At 49.4% G+C, this 2133-nt stretch carries 1 protein-coding gene; it reads left to right on the top strand.

What is annotated here, in order from left to right:
* Positions 1–2133: condensation domain-containing protein (locus G9G53_RS25545; RefSeq protein WP_238796307.1), on the top strand; the 2133-nt coding region annotated here is incomplete at both ends.

Below are 2133 nucleotides of genomic sequence, written 5' to 3'. Positions count from 1 at the left end.
CTGTTAACTGCACTCGGCACCGCGTTATATAACTGGAGCGGTCAGGAGCGCGTACTGGTCAATCTGGAGGGCCATGGCCGGGAAGCCATTGTTCCAGATATCGACATCACACGTACCGTGGGCTGGTTTACGAGCCAATATCCGGTGCTGCTTGATGTGGATGGGAAGGCAGAAGTAGGGCAGCGAATCAAGCGGGTGAAGGAAGACCTGCGCCATGTACCGCATAAGGGCATTGGCTACGGCATTTTGAAATATATGTCTCAGCATGATGTCCATCCTTCCTTGACCTTGCAGCCTGAAATTAGCTTTAACTATTTGGGACAGTTTGATCAGGACTTGGAAAATGGGGATATTACGCTGTCTTCGCATCCAGGTGGAGAGTCGATGAGTGACCATACTGTACTGGAGCATCCTTTGAATGTGAACGGCATGATTACAGCGGGCGCGCTGACACTGGACATTCGCTATGACAGTAAGGTATATCAACAGCAAAATGTAGAGAAGTTTGCCCGGTTGCTGCAGGAAAGCTTGCAGGAAGTGATCGTTCATTGTACCTCCCAAGAGCGGAGTGAGCTAACCCCAAGCGATGTCTTGTTCAAAGGCTTGTCGTTGGAACAACTGGAACAATTGACGGAGCAAACAGCTTCTGTGGGCGAGCTTGAAAATGTGTATGCTCTTTCTCCAATGCAGAAGGGGATGCTGTTCCATAGTCTGATGGAGCCGGACTCAGGCGCATACTTCCAGCAAGCTTCGTTTGATCAAAAAGGCAGCTTTGATGTTGAAATTTTCCGCAAGAGTCTAGATGTACTGACACAGCGTCATGAAGCGCTGCGGACGAATTTCCATCGATTTGAAACAGGACATGGTCCGGAGCCATTGCAAATCGTGTTCCGTCACAAAGATAGCGATCTGTCCTTCAAGGATATACGCGAAATGCAGGAAGCGGAGCAACAGGCGTATATCCAGACGTTTAAGCAGGAAGACCAGGCTAGAGGCTTTGATCTCGGTACGGATGCACTTATGCGCGTACAGGTATTGCAAACCGATGAAGAAACGTATCATTTGGTCTGGAGCTTCCATCACATTGTCATGGATGGCTGGTGCTTATCGCTCGTTACTGGGGAAGTGTTTGGTACGTACTTTGCGCTGCTGGAGCAGAAACAGCCGGAGTTTGCTCCGATCACTCCATACGGCCAATATATCGAATGGCTGGGGCGTCAGGATGAACGTGCGGCAAAAGAGTATTGGAGCAGCTATTTGGCGGGCTTTGAACAGCAGACGTTGTTGCCTGGATCGGATACCGCATCGAAAGACCACATGGCGGACAGCAGGGATCATACGGTGTCCATTACAGCAAGTGAAACCAGCGAGTATGTTTCTGAAAAAATAACGGTAGATCTGGATCCAGCGTGGAGCGAAGCGATGTACCGGATTGCAAAGCAGCAGCAGGTCACGATTAATACGCTGATGCAGAGCGTGTGGGGCCTTATTTTGCAGCAATATAACAACAATGAGGATGTTGTATTCGGCAGTGTGGTATCTGGACGTCCGACGGATATTGCGGGTGTAGAGCATATGATCGGTCTGTTCATTAATACGATCCCAGTGCGGATTCAAAGTGAACAGAATGCCACGTTTGTGGACATCATGCGGAAAACGCAGGAGCAGGCACTGGCCTCAGGAGCCTATGACAGCTTCCCGCTGTATGAAATTCAGGCGCTGACCGAGCAGAAGCAGCATCTGATTAACCACATTATGGTATTTGAGAATTATCCGGTTGAGGAGCAAGTCGAGCAGTTGGGTGAAGTTCGTCCATCCGCTTTTGAAATTACGAATGTAGAGGTTGTTGAGCAAACGAATTATGATCTGGACTTGATTGTGATGCCAGATGAGCTTTTCCGCATCATGTTCAGATATAACGCCAATGTATACGATCGGTCTACGATCGAGCGGATGCAGGGACATGTACTGCATGTCATCGAGCAAATCGTGAATAATCCGCATATCCGTGTGAATGAGCTGGAATTGGTGACACCGGAAGAGCAGGCGCAGATCGTTCAGGTGTGGGGAGATACGGCGGCAGATTATCCGCAAGATCAGACGTTAAGTTCACTGTTCGAGCAGCAGGTAGCG

This window comes from Paenibacillus sp. EKM206P (genome assembly GCF_011066155.1).
Lineage (GTDB): Bacteria > Bacillota > Bacilli > Paenibacillales > Paenibacillaceae > Paenibacillus > Paenibacillus polymyxa_D.
Note: the sequence above shows the minus strand (reverse complement) of the source record. Positions and strands in the feature narration are given on the sequence as shown.